The organism is Candidatus Poribacteria bacterium, from assembly GCA_026706025.1.
Taxonomy (GTDB): Bacteria; Poribacteria; WGA-4E; order WGA-4E; family WGA-3G; genus WGA-3G.
The window spans coordinates 1-20,610 of sequence record JAPOZO010000092.1; the positions used below are offsets into that span (position 1 = coordinate 1).

The 20,610-nt window shown below is 47.9% G+C and carries 23 protein-coding genes; 12 read left to right on the forward strand and 11 right to left on the reverse strand.

Annotation, left to right across the window (positions count from 1 at the left end):
* The 3 genes from OXH00_23655 to OXH00_23665 all read right to left on the reverse strand — a co-directional run.
* A partial coding sequence (locus OXH00_23655) for a hypothetical protein (protein ID MCY3744019.1) occupies positions 1-398 on the reverse strand: 398 nt, incomplete at its 3' end.
* Positions 399-433: 35 nt separating this feature from the next.
* Positions 434-1,654, reverse strand: coding sequence for a hypothetical protein (locus OXH00_23660; GenBank protein MCY3744020.1), 1,221 nt, complete (start codon positions 1,652-1,654; stop codon positions 434-436).
* A gap of 29 nt (positions 1,655-1,683) precedes the next feature.
* Complete coding sequence (locus OXH00_23665; GenBank protein MCY3744021.1) at positions 1,684-2,025, reverse strand: hypothetical protein; 342 nt, start codon at positions 2,023-2,025, stop codon at positions 1,684-1,686.
* 385 nt (positions 2,026-2,410) lie between these two features.
* Here OXH00_23665 and OXH00_23670 point away from each other — a divergent pair, with 385 nt between their 5' ends.
* From OXH00_23670 to OXH00_23725, 12 genes are all read left to right on the forward strand, one after another.
* Positions 2,411-3,268 (forward strand): alpha/beta hydrolase, encoded by an 858-nt coding sequence (locus OXH00_23670; protein MCY3744022.1) that lies wholly within the window; start codon positions 2,411-2,413, stop codon positions 3,266-3,268.
* A gap of 34 nt (positions 3,269-3,302) precedes the next feature.
* Positions 3,303-3,896 (forward strand): hypothetical protein, encoded by a 594-nt coding sequence (locus OXH00_23675; GenBank protein ID MCY3744023.1) that lies wholly within the window; start codon positions 3,303-3,305, stop codon positions 3,894-3,896.
* 35 nt (positions 3,897-3,931) lie between these two features.
* On the forward strand, positions 3,932-4,804 hold the full coding sequence (locus OXH00_23680; protein MCY3744024.1) for a phytanoyl-CoA dioxygenase family protein: 873 nt from the start codon (positions 3,932-3,934) through the stop codon (positions 4,802-4,804).
* Positions 4,798-5,616 carry a phytanoyl-CoA dioxygenase family protein gene (locus OXH00_23685; protein MCY3744025.1) on the forward strand — a complete coding sequence of 273 codons (819 nt, stop codon included), beginning with the start codon at positions 4,798-4,800 and terminating at the stop codon, positions 5,614-5,616. The genes OXH00_23680 and OXH00_23685 overlap by 7 nt, the downstream gene beginning before the upstream one ends.
* A gap of 102 nt (positions 5,617-5,718) precedes the next feature.
* Entirely contained in the window at positions 5,719-7,368 is a 1,650-nt protein-coding gene (locus OXH00_23690; GenBank protein MCY3744026.1) for an NAD(P)H-dependent oxidoreductase subunit E, read from the forward strand.
* A gap of 79 nt (positions 7,369-7,447) precedes the next feature.
* Complete coding sequence (locus OXH00_23695) at positions 7,448-8,620, forward strand: MFS transporter (protein ID MCY3744027.1); 1,173 nt, start codon at positions 7,448-7,450, stop codon at positions 8,618-8,620.
* A 230-nt stretch (positions 8,621-8,850) separates the two neighbouring features.
* Positions 8,851-9,378, forward strand: a complete 528-nt coding sequence (locus OXH00_23700) for a hypothetical protein (protein MCY3744028.1) — start codon at positions 8,851-8,853, stop codon at positions 9,376-9,378.
* 126 nt (positions 9,379-9,504) lie between these two features.
* On the forward strand, positions 9,505-10,191 hold the full coding sequence (queC, locus tag OXH00_23705) for a 7-cyano-7-deazaguanine synthase QueC (protein MCY3744029.1): 687 nt from the start codon (positions 9,505-9,507) through the stop codon (positions 10,189-10,191).
* A gap of 144 nt (positions 10,192-10,335) precedes the next feature.
* The gene (locus OXH00_23710; protein MCY3744030.1) at positions 10,336-10,587 is read left to right on the forward strand and encodes a DUF433 domain-containing protein; all 252 of its coding nucleotides are present in this window, start codon (positions 10,336-10,338) and stop codon (positions 10,585-10,587) included.
* Complete coding sequence (locus OXH00_23715) at positions 10,571-10,891, forward strand: DUF5615 family PIN-like protein (GenBank protein ID MCY3744031.1); 321 nt, start codon at positions 10,571-10,573, stop codon at positions 10,889-10,891. Before OXH00_23710 ends, OXH00_23715 begins: the two co-directional genes overlap by 17 nt.
* A 56-nt stretch (positions 10,892-10,947) precedes the next feature.
* Entirely contained in the window at positions 10,948-11,643 is a 696-nt protein-coding gene (locus tag OXH00_23720; GenBank protein ID MCY3744032.1) for an HAD family hydrolase, read from the forward strand.
* Positions 11,644-11,650: 7 nt separating this feature from the next.
* Positions 11,651-12,358: an HAD-IA family hydrolase gene (locus OXH00_23725; GenBank protein MCY3744033.1), complete on the forward strand. Its 708-nt coding sequence runs from the start codon at positions 11,651-11,653 to the stop codon at positions 12,356-12,358.
* Between the two features lies 1 nt (position 12,359).
* Here the strand turns inward: OXH00_23725 and OXH00_23730 are convergent, their stop codons facing one another.
* From OXH00_23730 to OXH00_23765, 8 genes are all read right to left on the reverse strand, one after another.
* Positions 12,360-13,031, reverse strand: coding sequence for a hypothetical protein (locus OXH00_23730; protein ID MCY3744034.1), 672 nt, complete (start codon positions 13,029-13,031; stop codon positions 12,360-12,362).
* 461 nt (positions 13,032-13,492) lie between these two features.
* Positions 13,493-14,293, reverse strand: a complete 801-nt coding sequence (locus tag OXH00_23735) for a LamG domain-containing protein (protein ID MCY3744035.1) — start codon at positions 14,291-14,293, stop codon at positions 13,493-13,495.
* 140 nt (positions 14,294-14,433) lie between these two features.
* Positions 14,434-15,207: a LamG domain-containing protein gene (locus tag OXH00_23740; GenBank protein MCY3744036.1), complete on the reverse strand. Its 774-nt coding sequence runs from the start codon at positions 15,205-15,207 to the stop codon at positions 14,434-14,436.
* Between the two features lie 255 nt (positions 15,208-15,462).
* The gene (locus tag OXH00_23745) at positions 15,463-16,236 is read right to left on the reverse strand and encodes a phytanoyl-CoA dioxygenase family protein (GenBank protein ID MCY3744037.1); all 774 of its coding nucleotides are present in this window, start codon (positions 16,234-16,236) and stop codon (positions 15,463-15,465) included.
* Between the two features lie 303 nt (positions 16,237-16,539).
* Positions 16,540-18,108: an FAD-dependent oxidoreductase gene (locus OXH00_23750; GenBank protein MCY3744038.1), complete on the reverse strand. Its 1,569-nt coding sequence runs from the start codon at positions 18,106-18,108 to the stop codon at positions 16,540-16,542.
* Positions 18,109-18,135: 27 nt separating this feature from the next.
* Positions 18,136-19,425: a lactate racemase domain-containing protein gene (locus OXH00_23755; GenBank protein MCY3744039.1), complete on the reverse strand. Its 1,290-nt coding sequence runs from the start codon at positions 19,423-19,425 to the stop codon at positions 18,136-18,138.
* A 71-nt stretch (positions 19,426-19,496) separates the two neighbouring features.
* Positions 19,497-20,279: a hypothetical protein gene (locus tag OXH00_23760; protein MCY3744040.1), complete on the reverse strand. Its 783-nt coding sequence runs from the start codon at positions 20,277-20,279 to the stop codon at positions 19,497-19,499.
* A gap of 88 nt (positions 20,280-20,367) precedes the next feature.
* A partial coding sequence (locus OXH00_23765) for a hypothetical protein (GenBank protein ID MCY3744041.1) occupies positions 20,368-20,610 on the reverse strand: 243 nt, incomplete at its 5' end.

The window sequence follows — 20,610 nt, forward strand, 5'->3', positions numbered from 1 at the left end:
AGGGGCCAAAAGTAAGGCTTCCAGACACCGAGAAAGTTGTATCGTGCAAATAACGAGTCACCGGCAGAAATGAGCAGATGCGCGGGTTTCTGTTCGATGTGATAACGGGCTATGGGTGGCAGCTTATTGATCTGTCGGATCGCGTAATGTGCTGATATTCCCGCTGGAAGTTCGCCTGTCTGCCAGGCAAGTTCACGTAGCGTCGGCTCGAATTGACATGGGACCTCCTCGTCGGAGATATGACCGTCTGCTTCAATTATTGCCATCTCAAGCCCTGAAGTCCCTTCTTGCCAATCGGGAAAGTAACATTTCGGCTTGAAAGGCAAGCGGACGAGGTCATTCTGCCGCTTGACCGAACCCGCCTCAATTTTGATGATTACACTTTGATTTTGTGCCAATGGTTCACTCCTATTCTTTTTGTTGTTCTACATTTCTACCAGCTCTGAATGAAGTCTTCCACCTCGAAATTTGCTGGCATGTCGGTCAGTTGATAGCGCATCACACGAGATGTTCTGTCGGGGACAGATTGAGCGATCTCTGCTTCTATTTTTTCGTATAGCGTTGAGAACCGTTTCCAGATGCTTTCGGCAGCTTCGGCGGAAAAACGGCGTGCGAAATCCTCATAAAGATGGAAGTTGAGTCGATGTGCGGAAATTTCCCCGATGCGCGCTTCAATTGGAAGTTTGCTGACTTCAGGGTCTTTGAGTTTACGGACCTTATCTGCTAACTTTGAAAGGAATACGACTGCGACCATGCGTTCCTCCTCACCCGGGTGCAGCTTCGTCAATCCGTTCCAAAAACCGTCAGCATCCTTGTTACGAATGGCGTGAAAGGTTGCCTCAATCACATCGGATTGCTGCTGGTGGAGTCGGAAGAAATGTTCAAATTGGGCGCGAGCTGCCGAAGGAAGGTGCTGTGTGAATTCCAGATTCCAATAAAAATGATCGACAATTGGATACGAATCCCCACCGAAGGCACGATATCCAAGGTGAACAGTCCGGCGCAATTTTGTGCTATAGTTGCTACCCCAATGCAAACCCATGTGACTATAGACAACCCCATCGCCTGCTGAGAGTTCGATTGGAATTCCACCCGGCATCGGTTCTTGGGCACGTGTCAATAGGTATTGGTGTTCCTCTGGTGTGTTCGGACGACAATAACTTTTCGGCACGAGCCAAAACACGCTATCGTCGTAAAGTGGGATGTTCCATTGGACATATCCTGGACCGTTTTTAACATAATCCATCTGCATGCCCTTGAGCGGTGCCTGTCCCGTGGGATCAATATCACGATGCCAACTGGCGGGACCGTGATCTTGCACCGGATTACACATCAATGCCATCAGTGTGATCGCCGCGTCGGGTGCTCTCATGAGTTGCTGGCTCACACCGAGTGTGTTCTCATGTAGGCAGAATTCGACCGTATTGGCAGTTGCTGCGTCAACGACTTCATCGAAAAATACCCTCGGTTGCGCGCTCGTTGTCCAAACGCCGCCCGGTTTTTCGTCTGGTTTCCGTTCTCTTTCCCAGACAACTTTTTGTTTCTCGACGAGGATTTCAAAATTTGACCTTAACGCTTCCAGCTGATTAGGCGGAACAACCTGTCGCAGCACGATGTAGCCGTCATCAATGAGTTGTTGTGGATCTACTTTCATTATAATAGCCGAGTGATAAGATTTAATCTTTATATATCCAAATCTTCATAGATATAGTAGAACATCATAGTATCAGATTCGACACGAGCCTTCCAACCCGCTGTGAAGCCGTTTTGGTATTCGAGAGGTTGATCCTGAATTTTCTTCAACACAGCGTCGGATAGTTTTGATGGTGTGTTGAACAAATCTCCCCTCATTCCGGCAGCCAACGCTTCACTGGAATTGGCCGCTTCTTCAAAGCCGTCCAGATACCCTACTTTGTAGTCTGCTGTGTGGCCTTCTGTTGGGTCTTCAGGATGGAGGGGTATTCCACATCCTGACAGGAGGGCAAGGGTTAAAAGGCAAGCGAGTATAGCCCATTTTCTTTTCATAATTCATCTCCATTTTTACTAAGCGAGTGGGATAAATGTTGGGTTTCACTCGAATCTCTGAGACTTCAAGCATTCTGGAAATCCACCGCTTCTGTGCCAAATACGTTCGCTTTTTGATGTTCCGTTCAACCCAACCTACGAGTTACCATAATTAATTGCTAAAATAGTAAAATATTTCGAGAAAAAAATCAAGAAATGTCTTTACTTAATGGAGCCTTGGATAATTAGCATAATGTTCTTGACGATACCATAGATTTCAGTTGACAAGGATGCGGTCAAGTAGTATAGTTACACCGAATTCAATTGGAATTATGAATTTGAAACTTGAGTGCTGTTAAACCCTATAAATCGATTTCGCTACGGTTAAATATTAGAAAGGGTGGGGATGTCCCAAGAAGGTATACTTCAGATTAATGGTGTTCGGCTTTGGACAGCCGTTCAAGGCAAAGGAATACCGATGGTGCTTTGCCACGGCGGGCCCGGTGGTTATGACTATCTCGGACCCGTCGCCGATATGGTTTTTGACTTATGTCAAGTCGTCCGATACGACCAACGTGGAAGTGGACGTTCACAACCGGTGGGTCCCTACGATGTATCCACATTTCTCGATGATTTAGAAGGGTTGAGAAAACATTTCAACTTTGAACGTTGGATCGTTGGGGGGCATTCGTGGGGGGCCGGACTTGCTTTGGCTTATGCAGTCAGGTTTCCAGCGCGGACGATAGCTGTTCTTCACATTGCAGGCACAGGTATTGATCCGCGATGGCACGACGAATATCGCGAAAATCGGTTGAATGTGCTGCGTGAATCAGAGCGTGAAGAATATCAACGTCTGCGTTCACAGAGAGAACATGCTGAAGGGGCTGATGAGGAGCGGATATTAGACAGGCTTCGCGCTTTAAGTAATAAAACGGATGTATTTGACCCAAATCGAGTTAACGATCTTCCAAGTTTTGATGAATATCCTGTGAGCCATGAAGTGAACGAAAAAGTTGGCGCGGACTGGAAAAGTTACACCACAGATTCAGATTTTCAGCAATCCGTTTACAATCTATCTATGCCTACTCTTTTTCTTCATGGTGCCTGCGATCCTCGTCCTTATCACTTTATAGAGACGCTCGCCGCTAAACTACCGCGTAGTACGTTTGTGCCGATTCCTGAATCAGGACACTATCCTTGGGTAGAAAAGCCCGATGAAGTGAAAACAGCACTTAGGCAGTTTGTAATAGATTATGTAATTTAACGAGACAGTATGTCCAGAAAGGTTTAGAAGAAAAATGAAACACTATAAGTGGATACACCGCTATGTTAATAGCACCGGATGTCAACAGATGAAACTGAAATTGGACATTCCTGTTTTACTCGTAGGTATACTCCTGTCTCTGCCACTTGTGGGTTGCGGCACGATTTTGGTGCGAGAGGGTCCGTATGAAGCACCACAATTGCCAAGGTCTGAACTCGCCACTATCAAAATTGATACGGGGGGTGAATGGATACAACGGCCTGACCTTATCGTGTTGCGAATTGATGATAGATTAGCCCTAAGTGAGAAAATCGAGTTGGGCAAAGATCTCGCCATTGACGAGGTTTTGGTTGTCCCTGGAAAACACAACATGTCACTCGCGGTTATATACGAAGCTTTTCATGAGCATAAGCTGAGAGACAGGCAAATTCTGTCAACATTGTCTGCGGATGTGAAAGCCGGGGGGATCTACCTTTTGCGCGGCGAATTTTCGCATGACACTGATGGCGAGCTCGGCTTCCAATGTGAGCTCGTTGATACAGTTAAAGATAAAGTTGTCGCTGAATCGAGGATTTCCACTGCGGCCACATCAGGTGGGGAAAATGCCAATATAACCTTTCATTTTTAAAAATATGGCTTTGAATTAGAGAAGTAGGAGAAAGTATGCTAATTCGCGGTGAAGACAGTGCGATCGATCTTCCATCTACGCTAACAGAAGAAGAGAAATGGCACTATGATCTGTTTGGCTATTTACTGCTTCGGCAGGTGGTGTCGCCAGCAGAAGTAGAACAAATGCTTGAGATTGCAAATGGATGGTTTGCACACCCTGAAGTCGTGCCTGAACCTGTAAACGTCACTCAAAGCGAATATAGTGGCGTGCTAAACAATGTTCAGTACGGTGATCGGATTTTCGAGCGGTTATCGCTCAACGAGAAAGCCTTACGGATTGTAATGGGCTTGATGTGGAACCGTCCGAGACTCTTCAATTGCGCGCTCGTCTTGCAGAAGCAACGTCCTATTGCTGAAGACGAAAAGGAGAGGCTTCACCGCGACACAAGCGGTTTTGACTTTCCAGATGGATTTTATAACCCGCACAATGACTACCAAGCCGGTAATGGTCAAATCTACAGCAATTATGTCAACACCGCCATAACGCTCGTTGATGTGCCACAGGATAACGGTTTCATGTGCATCCCCGGCACACATAAATCGCAGATTAAACTACCTGCGACGCTTGATATTGATAACGAGTTGGCACCTGCAATTACGTTTGAGTTGAAAGCAGGGGATTGCCTTATTTTTTCATCACGATTGATGCACGGCGCAAAGTTTTGGAAAGAAGATTATCCGCGTCGCGTCGTTTTCAATCGGTATCAATTCAGTTTCTACTTCAATGAGAACTATAACCTCCCTATAGAAGCACACCGACACTGCATTTCTGACGATCAATACGAATTGGAATCCGTCCAACGGGGCGAAAAGGGGTTTGCCAAACGGATCCTTGAAAAGATGGAAAGGGGAGAGGCACTATGCTAACACAGGAAGAAAAATGGTGTTTCGATCTACTCGGTTATTTTGTGGTCCGAAACGCCGTACCGAAGGCGGATGTCGAATTGATGAAGGCACAGATGTTTGCGTGGTCCGAATGGGATGAGGCGGATTTCAAGCACCCTATGCGAATCAACACACCGGAGGGAAAACCGTGGTGGGTCTATAACATGCACTACGGGCATGAGGCGTTCCAAAGACTTATTTTGAACCCAGAGATATTACGGGTTGTGACTGCGTTGACATGGAACCATCCACGCGTTTTTGATGTCGTGGCGAATATCTGCTATCCCAATGCGGACGGCTTGGAACTGCACGGTGGTCATAAAGGCTGGTTTAGAAGTCCGCACCACCAATACCAAGTCGCCAACGATGAGATCTTCGCGAGTTTCTTTAATCTCTCCGTTTCGTTAGTGGATGTGCCACCCGGCAACGGGTTTGCCTGTATTCCGGGAAGCCACAAATCCAACTTCCAATATCCTGAACACATCACGATGGACGATCCGCCGCCGACAGTTCACAATGTCCCCGTAAACGCTGGCGACTTCATCGTGTTTCTGCCGAACCTGCGGCACGCTGGACGACGCTGGACCCATGAAGCCTATCCGCGGATGACGGTGTTCTTACGTTGGGTCTATGCGAAACAGTTTCATCATGTTGATTCGTCTCGGTGGCTTCCATTTGATGCACATAAGGACGAAATTCCAGAGGCTCTCCACGAACTTGAAAGTCGCGACCATGGACAGCGGAAGGCGTTAAATGAACTCATAGATCCGTTTAAAGTGGACGTGCCAGAATAAGCGATCTACGCAGCAAAATTTCAGAAAAGCGTTGACGTGAAGTTGGAGAATTGATAAGATGCAGAAAGAAATTATTCTTTGTTTGCCGTATTGGAGAGATAGATGGCAGCCCCGACGAATCGAGAAGTGATTGCCCAGTGGCGCGATGAACCCGCCCCATTGCTGTCATTGCTACACGCCTTCCACGACCGAGACGGGTTTATTTCAGAGGCAGTCCTTCGCGACATCGCAGTCGGACTTCGGATCCCGCTCGCCGAACTTTTTGGCACTGTAACGTTTTATCACCATTTTGCGCGTGAGGCTCCAGGACAGGACGCACCGCGCGTCTGTACGGGACCTGTTTGCCGGTTACAAGGCGGACTGGAAATTCTTGAGGCACTCAAAGGTGAGGGTGCCACCGAGATGCCGTGTGCTGGAAGGTGCGACGATTGTGTACCCGTACTGAAAGGACATGAAGTATTCGTTGGAAAGCAAGCAGAGACCCTTTCTGTACAACCCTCCCCTCTACCCCCGCCATATCCCGGTGATGGCGAAGAATGTGTCTTCGCCGAAATTCGCGAACCCGAACGCAATACACTATCAGGTTACCGACGCACTGGTGGCTATGAAGCGTTGACGCGGGCGGTAACAACGCTCACACCAGCAGATGTGATTGAAGTGCTCAAGGAGAGTCAACTTTCAGGTAGGGGTGGTGCAGGATTTCCAACAGGCATGAAATGGGAATCGGTTTTGAATGCGCCGGGTCAACCGAAAACCGTCGTCTGCAACGCGGATGAGGGTGAACCGGGCTGTTTCAAAGATCGGGTTATTCTTGATTATGCGCCGCACGCTGTGATTGAAGGGATGACACTCGCCGCCTACGCGACGGGGGCGACACGTGGCTTTATCTATCTCCGATATGAGTATCCAGAGACCTTAAAAATACTCGAACAGGCACTTGCAGAGGCAGAGGCAGCAGGATTACTTGGCGATGCTATCTTTGGAAATAAGCATGGGGGTGAAGGTTTCAATTTCCATATCTACATTCGACGCGGTGCGGGTGCTTATGTCTGTGGCGAGGAAGGATCGTTATTGAATAGCCTTGAGGGGAAACATCCGTTTCCGAGGAATCGTCCGCCTTATCCTGTGACACATGGGTTTGAGAACTTACCCACCGCTGTGAACAATGTGGAGACACTCGCTGCCGCTGTACAGATCTTGCGCCATGGGGCAGCATGGTATAAGAACCTCAGTTACGACGAAAATTTAGCAGGCACAAAGATTATTAGCCTCTCCGGTGACATCCAGAGACCGGGGAATTACGAGGTCCCGTTCGGACTTCCATTTAAAACGCTTCTCTACGAGTGGGCGGGTGGTGCTCCAGAAGGGCGCGAAATTCAAGCAATTACAACGGCAGGGTTATCTGGTGGGTTTATCGCTGGAGATGACTTAGATATTACTATAGATGAACCGAGTTTCCAAAAGGTGGGTGCGATGCTTGGTGCCGCGGGAATCATGGTTTTTGACGACACGCGAAATATGCTTGATGTTGCCCGCAATGCAATGGAATTTTTTGCTGAGGAATCTTGCGGGAAATGTTTTCCCTGTCGTATCGGTACACAGCGGCTAACAGAACTTTTGTCCGCGCCGTTGAATCGGAATTCAGAAACACTCATCTCGGAGATTGGAGCGGTCATGAAAGCAACGAGCGCATGTGGACTCGGTACCGCCGCACCAAATATCACAGACAGTCTGATACGGTATTTTTCTTAATGGCTATCGGCTTTCAGCCGTCGGTTGTCGGTAAAGAGACTCTCTTTCTGATGGCTGACTGCTGACGGCTACTTTGAAGATGTGGAACCTCGGGTTTATCCTTCTTTGCGCTATTGTATTTGTTTTCGGTTTGGTGACAGGACCGGTGCAGATGCTATTTCCGGTCTATGCGGAATCGGTTTTAGGAAAGAGTGCGCTGTTTGCGGCGTTGTTACGCGCGCTACCTATTGGACTCGGCGGCATCTCAGCATTGATTGGCGGAACGCTCAGCGACCGGTTTGGACGGAAACCGACCGTGCTGGTTGGTATGACAGGCGCAGTGGTAGTAGGCGCACTTTTCACGACAGAAATACCTTTGTTCCTTTGGGGTATTCTCTGCTATGAAGGTATTGCTTCTGGGTTCAAAACTGCGGGTGGGCAAACCTATCTCATCAGTGCCGTGCCGTCGGATCGACTCGGATGGGCAACAGGACTCTACTTTATCAGTAGCACTGTTGGGAGTGCAGTCGGTAGTGCTATCGCAGGAGAAGTCATTGACCGTATCAACTATAGTGTTTTTGGGATTGGTGCGGTCGTTTTAGCGGGTATACTCTTTGTGGGCGCGTGCCTCTTTTTGCCGCGTTTGACGCATCGGGCTTCTGGCGGCCGACGGAGACGGGATGGGATATGGAAATCAACGCTTAATATCGAAGCATATCTGGACCTGAGTCGGCGGCGGAAAATGCGGATGCTGATCGGTTTGCGTGTTTTTCCAACCTACTATTGGGGTTCCGTGAACCTGCTCATGCCAGTCTTGATCGCGCGGATCGCTGGCGTGAAGGCGACAGGTTATTACGGGGCAATCAGTCTACTGTTCGCTTTCGGATGCCAATTGGCGACTGGCAGGATATGCGATAGGATTGGACATCGCACGCCTGCGCTTGTGGCGAATGCAATTGTTACATTTCTCGCTTTTGGTGTGGCGTTCTTTCATGATTCATTAGTCGCGCTGGAGGTTTTCGGGATACTCGGTGCAGGGGCAGCGTGGGCACTTTCGACAACGATTCCGAGGTTTATCAATGAATTTACCGAGCCTCATGAGAAAGGGCATGGTGTCGGTCTCACGCACTTGGCATGGAGTAGCGGATTTCTTCTCGGCTACGTCGCAAGTGGCTTTCTGGTTGATATCTCTGTTCAAGTGCCATTTATTGTCGCAGGAATTTCTTTGATTCTCTCAACGGTTATTGCCTACAGACTTTGGTCTTCCTACTAAGAGTTATCGGTTGTCAGTTTGCCTCGCAGTGAGAGTTATCAGTCAAGAGGTTGCTGATACATCAATACACTTTATTATCTACTGGATCTTTGTTCGTTTTCGTTTGATTTGTTCCCTATTGACGAAGATTAGTACTTAATTTTATCAATTGCAGGTGTGCTTGTATAAATGTGCACTGTACCCTAAAAACCGCGGTTGAAAGCCGCGACTACAAAACGAAGGAATGCATAATGGCTATTACAGAACTTGATTTAGAAAATGCAGAACATCGTGAACTTACCAATTCCGAGTGGCGTTTTGGCGAGGGACTTGTCCCGGGTGAACCGAACGGTGGCTTGGTCGATCGGTTGGAAGAAGTGTCTGCCCGCCTCGCTGATTATGACGATTCAGGGTGGCCTGTTTGTGAGAATATCCAAGAAGTCATCTTATCGGGACTCTGCTTCGGTTGGTATCGGATTACCGTGACACTTCCTGAAGAAGTTGATGGGGTTTCGATCGCTGGTTCAAAGGTGTGGTTCCACACGTGTATTGACGACTACGGTGAGGTTTGGGTCGATGGCGAAATTGACCTGGCCTTCGGGGAGTCGGGACGCGGTGCTGCCTCCGGTTTCAATACGCCACAACGCGTCGTTGTTACTGAGAGCGCGGAGCCGGGTGCGGAACATGTTATTGCATGCTTGGCGATTAACGGCCCCCTCGCCAGACCAGGTGGCGGTATCTTCCTCCGTTTCGCGAAATTAGAGTTTGAAGCGGCGTAGGAAAAATTAAAAGTGGAAAGTTGCGAAGTGTAGCTAAAGCGAACTAAAGTTAGGTTGTGGCATCAAATATAACTTGAAAACTTTAGAACACTTGCAAACTTTCCGCTTCTTTTTGGAAGGAAATCAGTGTCAAAAAAAGCGGTTGTCTTACTAAGTGGCGGCTTAGATTCAACAACAACACTCGCCATCGCCTGCGCTGAAGGTTACGAGACCTACGCAATGAGTTTTCGGTACGGTCAACGGCACACGGTAGAGCTCCGGTGTGCAGCGGATGTCGCGACTGCGTTAGACGTGAAACAACACACGATTGTTGACATTGATTTGCGGACCTTCGGGGCATCGGCGTTGACAGCAGACATCGCTGTTCCCAAAAACCGTTCTGATACAGAAATGGGGGATAGCATACCGATAACCTACGTCCCTGCCCGAAACACGATTTTTCTCTCCTATGCCCTCGCTTGGGCTGAAGTCCTTGCTGCCGATACCATTTTCATCGGTGCGACTGCTATTGATTATAGCGGTTATCCAGATTGCCGTCCAGAATATATAGAGGCGTATCAGAGGATGGCGAACCTTGCGACACAAGCCGGTGTTGAAGGTAAAATCCAATTAACAATCCAAACCCCGCTGATGGATAAAACGAAGGCAGAAATCATCGAAATCGGTGTGGCGCTCGGTGTGGATTATAGTCTCACTTTGAGTTGCTACGATCCTGACGCTGAAGGTAGAGCGTGTGGTGAATGTGATAGCTGCATACACCGAAAGAGAGGTTTTAAAGCGGCAGGTGTCCCTGATCCGACACACTATAGTTGAACGAGGGGGCCGTAACCTTCTGATAGGGTGCTTTGATGTTTGATAATTTTTTCTCCTTGATAGTCCTGATACCTTGTTGTATAATATCTCTATGACCCAACGATACAAAGCAATAGGAAAGGAGATTCAGAATAGGAGGGACACATGCAATTTGATAACCGCGCACCACTATCAATTGAGGAGTTTATTACGTGTGATACCGAGATTATGAGCGGCACCCCGGTGTTCAAAAATACCCGCGTTCCAATAAAAAACCTCATCGACTATTTAGAGGTAGGGGAAAGTCTTGATGAATTTTTGGAGGACTTTCCATCAGTCAGTCGTGAGCAAGCGATCCAAGCATTGGAGCTCGCGAAGGAGATGCTCTTAACACACGCCTATGCACATTCTCATTGATGAATGTTTGCCTAAAAAACTAAAACGCGAATTAACAGGACATACCGTTTTCACAGTGCAGGAAAAAGGCTGGGCTGGCATGAAAAACGGAGAGTTGCTCCGCCGAGCAGAAAACGAGTTCAATGTTTGGGTAACTGCCGATCAAAATATTGAATATCAGCAGAACCTCAAGCACTTTGATATCGCTGTTGTTGTGTTAGTCGCGCCTCGGAATGAATTAGAAGCCCTGCTCCCGTTGATGCCCCGGCTGCAGAAAGCGTTACAAGTCATTCAACCTCACGAAATAATTTACATTCGCTCCTAAAAAATTCAGCATGATTCTTTTCATGGAGCTTTCTAACTACACCTAAACATAAAATTATGGTCCAAGCAGTTTTCTTTGATTTTTACCAGACGTTGGGGGTTTGGGGACAATCGCTTAGACCCAGACTCCAAAAAATCACGGACCGGTATGCGTGTGAAATTGATTGGGAACGCTATGATACAGCACGCGGGAATCTCTACGCGGATGCGTCAGGATCAGATCCGATGACCCATGGCCTTCTGGAGACGATGCAGCAGATCATTGATAGTTACCGAGATTTTCTGGCAGCACTCGGTGTTCGGGACTACTTGGACCAAATAACATGGGAGTTGCTACAATCTGAGCACTCCCTTTTTGCTGCCAACGCTGCTACGCTCTACGATGACACTGTCCCGACCCTTGAGCATTTGCGAGACAAGGGTTTCAAGTTAGCGATTGTTTCCAATTGGGATACACCGTTGGATCCACTCACCGAACGGTTGGGTATTGCCGACTATTTTGACACGATTACTTCCTCACATGATGAACGCGTCCGGTCCGCGAAGCCGGATCCGCATATTTTCTACTATACACTCGCGGCAGTGGGTGTTTCGGCAGAAGAAACCGTCCATGTAGGGGATACATACGAAGCGGATATAATCGGTGCAAGAAACGCTGGCATCCGTCCAATACTCATTGACCGGGACGGGACACAGGTTGACAGATGGGAGGAGACGATTCGGAGCTTGTCTGAATTGCCGAAGCTGCTTTAGGGGAATTATGGTAAGGGCTGTTTTCTTTGATTTTTATGAAACGTTGTGTTTTCATAGGCATTCGCTTAAGGAAAACCTTGAAAGAATCGCTGAGAGATATGGTGTTGAGGTCAATTGGAAACGCTGTGAAACAGCGATGGAACGCCTTTTTGCCAGCACGTCGGCACCCGCCCCTCCTACCGATTATTCTCTGCTGGAATCATCGATAACCGTGATGATGCGAGAATGTGAATTTATAAGAGAAGTCGGCATTGGGAATCATGTAGAACAGATAGCATGGGAGTTGTTACAATCTGGACACTACCTCTTTGCTGCGAATAGTGCTACGCTCTACGACGATGTCGTTCCCACACTTCAGCGTTTCCGAGATGAAGGCTTCAAGTTAGCGATTGTTTCCAATTGGGATACACCCTTGGATCCGCTCACCGAGCGGTTAGGGATCGCCGAGTATTTTGATGCCATCGTCGCTTCGCACGATGCCCGCGTTCGCTCCGAAAAACCGGATTCACATATCTTCAACTACGCGCTCGCGGCAGTCGGCGTTTCGGCGGAAGAAGTCGTCCATGTGGGAGATACATACGAGGCGGATATCATCGGGGCGCGAGATGTACGGATTCGTCCGATATTACTTGACCGGGACCGCACACAGACCGGCAGATGGGCGGAAACGATTCAGAGTCTCACTGAATTGCCTGAAATGCTGATACCACATTAGGTTATGGTCGAATCGGGTCGCCCGGCTGCCAACTCGGAAACCCAAAGAAGTGTTGGGAAAAAAAGAGAAAAATATGCGAAAAAATGGACCACAAAGCTTTGTTCAAAATCCAATAGATAGCATAAAAGAGACATACGTTACAAAGTGCCTGGACCCACCTAATTTCAAAAAAAGTTTGAACCACTGCTACGAGGATAAGCGCGAAACAGATGTGACCCGCAATGTTAATCACTTGGACTGGTAGTTCGAGTGAAGCCAACGCCTCAGTAATCGCTTCTGATGATTCTGGTGAGCTTATGGTGTTGTTATATTCGAGTGTCGTGAGATCAGGAGGTAAACTGATTAAAATGAAAATGAAATGGCTTAGTGTGGCTACCAATAGAACGAGATAACACAGACCTATAACCTTAAAGAAATTTCTGAAAACACCTTTTCCATTGTAAAGTAACCGACACCCAAAAAAGAGGAGAACGCTTATCAGGGTCCAATCGATCAATGCCCCAGCGATAGCGAAAAATCCAACGATAATAGGAGAGATTGTGAATAAATCTAGATCCAAATATGCAAGAATATATTGCCTCTCCAAAAAGTTAAGGACACGGTTCAATAGAACAATTGCCAACGGGAGCCATATTTTAGGTGTCCAGTTGCAGATAATTTTGAAGAGTCGCATGCTGTTTCCCTTCTTTCTATAGAAACTTCGGGGTTACAAACCCCTCCTACCAAACCGCGAGCGGAGTGCCCATAACTCTTGTCCAAATTCGATATACATCGTTGGAAGAAGGATACGGTTTCATATATCGTAACGCGAGTTTGATAATAAAAAGGCAGGTGTCCCGTAGGTTGGGTTGAGCGGGGAATCACCAAGGACCCGAAACTTATAGAGAATGCTTATTGGTTCACCATGACATAAATAAAGATAGCGAAACCCAACGTCGAAAATCCTACAGAGAAACGTTGGGTTTCACTCGCGCGCTGGTGATTTCAGGTTCATGATGCACTTGGAGTTTAATTTCTCTACGAGGTTTTCGATAAGACACCATTCAACCCAACCTACAAGATTCAAGATTTTTTCTCAAACTCACGTTATCGTACATATCGGCAGCAACGTTGACATGTTGGGACAGCTGTTGTTTACTGATGTTTGAGTTTCGCCCAAGTCGTTGCTAATTTTCCACGCGGCTTGACCGGTGTCGGTCCATCCAGCAACTGAAGGATGTCGTCTTCGCTAAGTGCACGCGCAAAGACTTTCAGTTCATCAATAGGCCCGATCCAAGTTTGGGCATAACCGCCATTCAGAGTGCCTATCCACAACGGCGCATCACTGTCACCTACGGCACTATCCGGGTGAGAAAACGTTCCTTCCAGCGTGCCGTTGACGTACATCTTTCCGCGCTCTGCTTCCGGTGCAGTCCCGTCGAAGATGATCACGAAATGGTACCACACATCGCTTTCGAGTACTGTCTCGGAAACCATTTGGGTTTCCCCACTGTTCTGGGCATTGACGCGAGCGTACATCTTTACATCGTTCCATGAGAATACCTGATAGACATCGGCATTGTTGAACCCGACTCGTTTGGAAATGATGCCTCTTGCCAGGGCATCAGCGTTTGTTGTCATTGCCCACGCTGCGATTGTCAATGCTTCCATACCGGCAAGTTTGCTGGCATGGGCGACTTCGATAAAGTTTGCACTGTCACCATCAAATTCTATCGCATGTCCGCCGAACTGATCATCAGCCTTGTTTAATGTTCCGTGCACTGTGACATCCGTCGGATTATCTGAGGCATCGGTCGGATCGCCCGCTTCATCGAATGAAAGATAAAGTACCATGCCCTCTTCGACGGCGGTACCCTCTCCAAGCGGCACTATGAGTGTGATTGCTAAAGCGACGCATAATAGGCGGAATGAGGTTTCAATGAATCTCTTGGTCATCAGTAATCTCCTTGTACTCTGTTTATAGTGGGCTGCGTAATTACTTATACATTCGTATTGTTGTGTGAATGTGTAAAGTTCGTTTTCACGGAAGCACAGGCTAACAGCCTATGCTACAAGTTCCGGAATCAGACTAAAGGTTAGTAGGTCTTCACCTTAATTCGTCCCCATGTTGTTGTGGCTTTTCCATAAGGTTGGACGGGTAGGAGTTCTCCAGCCATTGATAATTTGATTTCATCTTCGGTTAGGACACTGCTCCAGATTCTGACTTCATCAATGAGACCGTTCCACGTTTGCGAGTACCCTTGATTGAGTGTGCCAATCCATAACGGTTCTTGACCACTGCTAACTTCAGCTTCAGGATGATCTACTTCGTTTTCGAGTTCGCCGTTGACGTAAAGCAGCTGCTTCTTTGTTTTGCCGTCATAGACGTAAGCGAGATGCATCCATTTTTTATTTTCTAAGATGGATGTTGATGAAATTTGTTCGCCGCTCTTTGCGTTAACCCTCGCCCAGAACTTACTCTCGTTCCACGAAAAGAGATTGTAAACATCTCCAGCCTGCCATCCTGCGCGTTTGGAGACGATCCCTCTTGCGAGAGCATCTGTTCCGAAAGGTTGAACCCAGGCTTCAACTGTCAACTGTTTCATGCCTTCGAGATCGGCAGTATGTGCGACTTCGACGAAATTCGCTGCGTCTCCGTCAAATTCAAGGGCACCGTTGATTTTGCCCTTAACCCATTTCAACTTACCGTTGATGCTGGCTTTATTTTCATTGCCAGAGGCATCTTTGGGGTTTTTCCCCGCACCATCATCAAAGGGTAAATAGAGCAGCAATGTCCCTTCATCGACTGCTTGTGCCGTGTAGATACCGACAACAAGTAGAAGTGTTAAACTCAAAGAAAATATACGCATGATAATTCCTCCTTGCTTATTATAGTAGATTTTGTAATTACTTATACACTCGTATCGTCGTGTGAACTTTGAAGCTATATGCCACAGGAACCAACGGTTTCCTATGCTACAAGGAAACCCAAACTAAAAGTTTAGGCTACAAGTGTAAACTTATTTTTGGATTTTACTATAATTTAGAGCTGCTTCGGTTTCTTACTGCCTCGTTCACACTAATTTCTCTGAACAACAACTTTCGCAGTAACGTTCAAGAATGCCTTAAGGCATCCAAAGGTTCCACTCCTCTTTTTTCTCCCATCTTCGGCATGCGAGACATAAACACATATATCGGATCGCAAAACGTGGGGCAGAACTGACATTCATTGTACCAGCATGTGGTAACAGGTGGTGGAAGAATAGGACATCCCCCTGTTTGACAACAACCTCTATGGGTTCGCCTAAATCCATTTCTTGAAACTGTGCCCCCATATCGTGGATATGATTAGAGAACCTTGGATTGTTTTTTCGGAATTCACGGATGCGTTGTGGACCTTCGGGCCATATTATGGTCGTGCCGCTGTGGACGTTCGCATCGGTGAGATAGGTTAAACTGGTCACCCGAAACGTCCCGGGATCTAATCGCAAATCTCGGAAACCGCCATCTAAATGCGGTGCCGGTCTTTTCCATTCGGCTGAAACGGGGAATTTATTGAGTACCCAGATACCATCAGGACGCTGTCTTTCACAATGTGGAATCTCTGGGTATTGGGAGGCGAGTTGCTTAAGGATAGCGAGATAATCGGGTGTGCAACATGCTAAAAGATCTGGATGCGTAACACCGAAAAGTTCGATACGAGCTCCTGTCCTCTGAATGTAGAACTTAGAGGCGGGCGGATGTTTGCAATCTTCCCATGAACTCGGATTATCGGCATCCATTTCCATCATGTGCCACATTGTTTCCCTTGCTTTTGTGACAGTCTCTTGTGGAATTAATCCGGAAAGAAGTAGATAGCCTTCTTCTTCAAATTGTGCTAACTCCTGTTCTGTAAGCATATTTTTACCCTTGAATATTTTGCATTGGTTAGAAGGTTAAGGGGACAGGACACGAGAAATTCGTCTTTGACATACTCCGTCTGCTAACTAAAGCAGCGGGATTCTTGAACCCTCCTGCACAAGGGGCACACGCCAAGGCGTGATTGAATTACAAGGATATTTTAACGTTTCTGAGATGCTTCGTCAAGAAAAAAGAGCGGAAAAGGCAGAGCCATTCAGTTTTCGGTTGTTGGTTTCCGATTTTAAAAAAAGAGTCGCGACCGGGAGTCCGCTCCTACAGCGAAGATCCTATCAGCGAAAAATTTATTGATTGCGACTGTATGGATCTACTTTGATGCCCAACATTTGCGGTAAGGGATTAGGATCAAGGTTGGCGACATCGATACCACTATCCATGGCTTGCATTGCCGCAAGTCCCGCGATCTGACCAGTTGTCATCCACAGTGGCTCCATGCGCAACACCGACATTGCGACATGGGTGCTCGACATTGCAACGGGTACGAGTAGGTTGTTCAAATGCCGAGGCAACATGGCACCGTAAGGGGCTTGACCGGGTTGGGCTGGACCCTCGGCTTTTTTGGGATACCAGAGGACACCCTCCATAAAACCGTCCACTGCATAGCGTCGATCGTGACAGGGGTGAACGTCAAACGAATGTTCACCAATCGCGATGGCTTGGTCGATCTGCGGGGTTCGCCCGGTTTTCGGATCGACAGTGAAATTATGCTGTGTTACCAATGCTCGTCCTTCAATGCGCCGACCTTGACGAACGTAGATCTGCCACGGCCAGTGTCCATTGCCGGTGAACTCGTCCTTGTGAAGTCCTGCTTGTTTCCAGAGATGGCGCGTGCTTTCTGGTACCCGCGGTTCATTTTGAAGGAACCAGACGTAACCTGCGGCGTGATCGAGGTGAAATTGCGCCAGCCGTTGCCGATGATGCCGCTGTGCCTCTGGCCAGCTCCAACTGATACCGGGGCAATTCAGACTGGTCAACCGGTCAATCGAACCATTTAGTTGATACTTTTTATTCGGAAGCGGCGTGCCGAGTCCTAATCTTTGGATACGTCCTGTTGCGAAGTCATCAAGTAAGGGTAGAAAGTCCTGTAGATGTTGTTCATAAGTTGCTGGTTTTTCGATGGGAACGATCTTATCAGGATCTGTCGTAAAGATGCTCCGAGCGCAATAAGCTTGGATAGCGGGTGACGGTTCACCTGTATCGGGGGTCAGAATCTGCTCTCCTGTCCGCCAGTTCATGTAGTGTATGCCTGCCCGTGACTCTCCATATTCTTCGATACCTTCACGCCCCACACGATAGGGCACATCGGCAGCGGCAGCGAGGTCCCCTTCGTAGGTCCCATCAATAAAGGTTTTTGCCGTTACAAGCCCCTGTGATTCGTCGGTGGCTTCCAGTTTTACCGCTGTAACGCGACTTGCTTGTACGGTTGCGTTAATCAAATGATGTCCTCTAAGAAACGCCAATGCATCCGCTTCTGCACCGAGCAGTTGATCAAAAACCCGTTCTGCGACTGATGGTTCATAGAACCAACCGTCTTGAATGCGTTTCCATTCGGCGGAATTCTCGCCGATGGTTCGCCGGTATTCTTCACGCACCCCATTAATGAATTCGATGACCAATCCGCCAAACATCTCTCGCCGTACAGCGTCCGTTGTTGATAACCCACTTGCCATCATCCCGCCAGAATGCTGTTGTGGACAGGCAAGGATGACTTTACACCCGCTGCGAGCGGCTTTAATAGCAGCCGCGCAACCGCCCGGTGTTGAACCGTAGACGAAGACATCGCAGTCCATAACACGGTTCATCTTTTTTTTTGAGGTTGTATCCATATGAGTTGATTCTGGCGGGTTTGTCATACTTTCCTGCTTCCTACAAGTGTTCATCTACTGACTGAACCGCGAGCGTAATGCCCATAAACCTTGCCCAGGCTCGCTGATGTAGAAAAAGCCACCGTCGTTAAATCCGTCTACAAGTGTTTCGAGGTTGTATTCGGCGAGCACTTCGTTGACAGGGGTCCACTGGTAGCCGACGGATTCAATTTCGGTTTGCGTGAGGTGTTCGGTTGCATAAGTGACCTTGAAACGTCCCTCGGTGCTACCGTGAATCAAGTGCGCAGCGGCGGAGAGGTTCTCTCGCAACTCCGGGTTCTCCGAGACAGCGTTGAGTGTCGTGGGTGTGCCGCGGTAGCCATATTTTCGGATAAGTCGGTCAATTTCAGCGTCCTCGCCGAATTCACGTAGCCCCGGCGCGATGATAAGCAACTCGCCATCGTCCGCCATCGCCATGCGTGTGCGATAGATCGCTTTGTTACCGAGCCATGTGCTTTTAAATTCCCTCGGATCCAAGTAAACGACTACTTTTGATAGCGGCGTGTCCAAGAAGGTCATATTAACGGCTCTGCTCAATTCGGCAGCGGTTTCAAAGGTCTGTGCATCGTCACCGACGTAAAGCCCGCGCATCACGCGCGCTCCAGAAGCATCGGCATCCATGACGCTCATGACATACAGAATACCGAGTTGTTTTAGGTAGTTTGCATGCGCGTAATTTAGGACTCTCCTGACAGAGGTATCGGTGCGTCCCATCAAGCGTTCCATGCCGTCTACGGCACCGAGGAAATGAGATTTGTTAATCATCTCAACACCGCCAGCACCGACGAGGATATTTTTAAACCCGTTGGCGATACCGATAACTTCATGCGGAATTACTTGTCCGACGGAGATGATAAGTTCGTAGGGGCTGGGTAACCCAGCCCCTACAAGACGGCGATTTACAGCGACAGGGATGCTATAATCAAGTTTACCGCCTGATACCTCCTGCACGACCTCGGACGGCACTTCGCCGAAATGGTAGAGTCCCGTCCGCCAGTTGTGGACGTGATATGTCGCTTTGGGCAGATCGCCGTACATCTCAGCGATCTGTGCTTTGGTCATGGGCGCATGCGTACCGATAGCGGGCAATATATCAAAGGTGGTGCCGTTTGCAGTATCCCATAACTCGTAGAGAAGTTGGGTGAGTTCACCAGCGTTTGAGTGGAGTCGGGTTATATCCGGTGGAATCACTAAGATCTTCTTCGGGATACCACCTAACTTAAGGAGTGCCTCGTGCAGTAAGGCACGTTTTTCTTGGGTTGTGATGACCGTGTTTTTTCCACCGTGAGCAATATACGTTGACATAGTATTAGTCCCTATTGGCTGAAAAAGGCGAGGTTGCAAACCTCGCCAGCGGAAGTTAGAGCAGAATCTGATTAATAAGCGGCTTTAATAGTTCCCCAGGTCGTGCTTAACTTATCCTGCGGTTCAACAGGCAAAACGAGGTCTTCGACAGAGTCCCCAATAAAGATGTTATCAATATAGACGAGTCCGTAGTGACCGAATTTACCAGTTTTGAAGGTGCCGTCTTGACCTTCTGTTGCTGGATCTATTTTATCAAACGACCTGTTATCTTTCCGCTCTTTTAACTTGAAGGTGAATTTATCACCCGAAAGAATCAGTTGTGCGCGGTACCAGACTTCGGGTTTGTTTTCTACCATTCCATCTTTGACCTTTGTCCAATTCCCTTGGCGTTTATAGAAATGGTATTCCCTACCGCCTTGCCGCCGGTCGCTTAAGTAGAACTTCTCACCATCTTGGAAGCGGAAAACAACGCCCATATAGAAATCATCGGGGAACATCATGTCCCATTCAGCGACGTAATCGCTCCAACCCGCGTCGCCGACAACATAGATAGAACCGCCGACATCGTGCCGTGAGTCGTTAGATGGGTTGTCAGCAGTCAACAAGACCTTATTACTTGCTTTTTTGGGGTCAGCGACGACTTTAGCGGTTGTTTTGCCGTCGTGTCCGACTTCCCATTTGCTTGGCTCGCTCCCGATTTTATCCTTTTCAAAGTCGTCGTGAAACAGCAGTTCAGCCGATGCTTGTGTTCCTGCTATACTGAGACAGAGCAAGGAAACAACAATTTTAAGAGCAAATTTTGTCTTCAGAAAAACGCGTCTGCCTTGAAAAACGGATAGATATGTGGAAATCATTTTTCCTCCTTATTGAGACGGCATGGTGTTTTTGCTTGGGTGTTTCCCCAAGGAGTTTCGCCAACATAAGTCAAAGTAGGATTTGAATTTACGCTTCACCCTTGGTTACAAAGGTGATGTTGATCTCAGTTTCGGTGCCATCGGTAGTGGAGACTTTACCAACGATGAGGTAGACGGTTTCGTAGGTGAGTTCTTTACCTTCAACAAACTCAAGCGTGCCTTTGGTGCCAGCAACGTTTGCGATCCAACCGACATCAGTCCCATCTTCGGTTTGAAGTGCGATGTTTCCGGTTACCTCTTCATTGAAAGTGATCTCGATTATTCCCTCGCT

Coding starts and splice junctions, on each gene's coding strand:
- OXH00_23750 (MCY3744038.1), bottom strand. CDS start 18,108: ATGACAAACCCGCCAGAATCAACTCATATGGATACAACCTCAAAAAAA.
- OXH00_23665 (MCY3744021.1), bottom strand. CDS start 2,025: ATGAAAAGAAAATGGGCTATACTCGCTTGCCTTTTAACCCTTGCCCTC.
- OXH00_23715 (MCY3744031.1), top strand. CDS start 10,571: ATGCACATTCTCATTGATGAATGTTTGCCTAAAAAACTAAAACGCGAA.
- OXH00_23710 (MCY3744030.1), top strand. CDS start 10,336: ATGCAATTTGATAACCGCGCACCACTATCAATTGAGGAGTTTATTACG.
- OXH00_23680 (MCY3744024.1), top strand. CDS start 3,932: ATGCTAATTCGCGGTGAAGACAGTGCGATCGATCTTCCATCTACGCTA.
- OXH00_23700 (MCY3744028.1), top strand. CDS start 8,851: ATGGCTATTACAGAACTTGATTTAGAAAATGCAGAACATCGTGAACTT.
- OXH00_23735 (MCY3744035.1), bottom strand. CDS start 14,293: ATGACCAAGAGATTCATTGAAACCTCATTCCGCCTATTATGCGTCGCT.
- OXH00_23745 (MCY3744037.1), bottom strand. CDS start 16,236: ATGCTTACAGAACAGGAGTTAGCACAATTTGAAGAAGAAGGCTATCTA.
- OXH00_23675 (MCY3744023.1), top strand. CDS start 3,303: ATGAAACACTATAAGTGGATACACCGCTATGTTAATAGCACCGGATGT.
- OXH00_23670 (MCY3744022.1), top strand. CDS start 2,411: ATGTCCCAAGAAGGTATACTTCAGATTAATGGTGTTCGGCTTTGGACA.
- OXH00_23690 (MCY3744026.1), top strand. CDS start 5,719: ATGGCAGCCCCGACGAATCGAGAAGTGATTGCCCAGTGGCGCGATGAA.
- OXH00_23685 (MCY3744025.1), top strand. CDS start 4,798: ATGCTAACACAGGAAGAAAAATGGTGTTTCGATCTACTCGGTTATTTT.
- OXH00_23740 (MCY3744036.1), bottom strand. CDS start 15,207: ATGCGTATATTTTCTTTGAGTTTAACACTTCTACTTGTTGTCGGTATC.
- OXH00_23695 (MCY3744027.1), top strand. CDS start 7,448: ATGTGGAACCTCGGGTTTATCCTTCTTTGCGCTATTGTATTTGTTTTC.
- OXH00_23760 (MCY3744040.1), bottom strand. CDS start 20,279: ATGATTTCCACATATCTATCCGTTTTTCAAGGCAGACGCGTTTTTCTG.
- OXH00_23730 (MCY3744034.1), bottom strand. CDS start 13,031: ATGCGACTCTTCAAAATTATCTGCAACTGGACACCTAAAATATGGCTC.
- OXH00_23755 (MCY3744039.1), bottom strand. CDS start 19,425: ATGTCAACGTATATTGCTCACGGTGGAAAAAACACGGTCATCACAACC.
- OXH00_23725 (MCY3744033.1), top strand. CDS start 11,651: ATGGTAAGGGCTGTTTTCTTTGATTTTTATGAAACGTTGTGTTTTCAT.
- OXH00_23660 (MCY3744020.1), bottom strand. CDS start 1,654: ATGAAAGTAGATCCACAACAACTCATTGATGACGGCTACATCGTGCTG.
- OXH00_23720 (MCY3744032.1), top strand. CDS start 10,948: ATGGTCCAAGCAGTTTTCTTTGATTTTTACCAGACGTTGGGGGTTTGG.